The organism is Phyllobacterium sp. P5_D12 (assembly GCF_054049495.1).
Genome location: NZ_JBFUMG010000874.1, coordinates 1 through 1,304, shown reverse-complemented (window position 1 = coordinate 1,304; position 1,304 = coordinate 1). Strand labels below are relative to the sequence as shown.

Annotated in this window: 1 protein-coding gene and 1 pseudogene; both read left to right on the top strand. The window is 54.5% G+C overall.

What is annotated here, in order from left to right; translation table 11 throughout:
- On the top strand, window positions 1-793 hold a 793-nt coding region (locus ACXJ5O_RS27230; protein ID WP_457302633.1), incomplete at its 5' end, for an ABC transporter permease.
- A gap of 87 nt (window positions 794-880) precedes the next feature.
- Window positions 881-1,304, top strand: a pseudogene (locus ACXJ5O_RS27225) (hypothetical protein); the annotation flags it as partial.

Here is a 1,304-nt window from a genome sequence, read left to right as displayed (position 1 = left end):
CAACGATGTTCAGCCACTTCGTTTCTTTTGTCGTGGTGACAGTTACCGTTTCTGGGGCCTGATCGAGGGTAATGTCCATCTTGTCTGCCCGGCGAAGGATGGCCAGATGTTCTTGCTCGGCACTGATCGTCTCGGCCGTGACGTACTATCTCGCATCATCTATGGTGCGCGCATATCGCTAACTATCGGGCTCATCGGCATAACCATCAGTTTCGTTCTCGGCATCGTAATCGGCGGACTTGCAGGGTATCACGGCGGTTTGTTCGATCTGCTGGTGCAACGCGTCATCGAAGTGTTGCAATCATTGCCTAGCTTGCCCCTATGGATGGCATTGGCGGCTATCATGCCGGTGACGTGGAGTCCTATCCTGATCTATTTCGGCATCACCATCATACTCGGCATGCTGGACTGGACCGGGCTTGCTCGTTCCGTGCGCTCCAAGCTCCTTTCGCTACGTGAGGAAGACTACGTGCTCGCGGCGCAATTGATGGGTGCCAAGAGCGGCCGTATTATTGGAYGGCACCTGGTGCCCGGCTTCATGTCGCACTTGATAGCCACGGCCACAATTTCCATACCTGGGATGATCCTCGGAGAGACCGCACTGAGTTTCCTAGGGCTTGGCCTCAGGCCTCCGATCACCAGTTGGGGTATTCTATTGACCGAAGCACGCAGCGTCAGCGTCATCGCTTTTTACCCTTGGCTGCTGTTTCCGATGATTCCTGTCATACTTGTCATCCTGGCGTTCAATTTCTTGGGAGATGGGTTGCGTGACGCTGCCGATCCCTACAGATAAGGGAATTGAGAATCCGATGAGTTCGCATTCTCCCGATCGTTTCGAATGCACTGCGCGGGTCAACCCGCAAAACAGGGGGTTTTGACCATGATGCGGCGTTTCGAAGATGCCCGGATCTTGATGTATAGCCACGACACTTTCGGCCTTGGCCATTTGCGGCGGTGCAGGACCATTGCCCATTCGCTTGTCGAGGACTACCGCGGGCTCAATATCCTGATTATATCCGGCGCAACTATCGCCGGCGCATTCGACTATCGCGCGCGCGTCGATTTTGTGAAGGTGCCTAGTGTGATTAAGCTTCGCAATGGGGAATACACCTCCCTTGCACGCCACATCGATTTGCATGAAACACTCAAGATGCGCCAGTCGATCATCCGGCATACGGCTGAGACTTTTCAACCCGATATCTTCATCGTCGATAAGGAACCAATGGGGCTGAAAGGCGAAGTGGAGGAGACCCTCGCCTATCTAAAATCTCGCGGCACGACACTTGTGCTGGGCCTACGTGAGG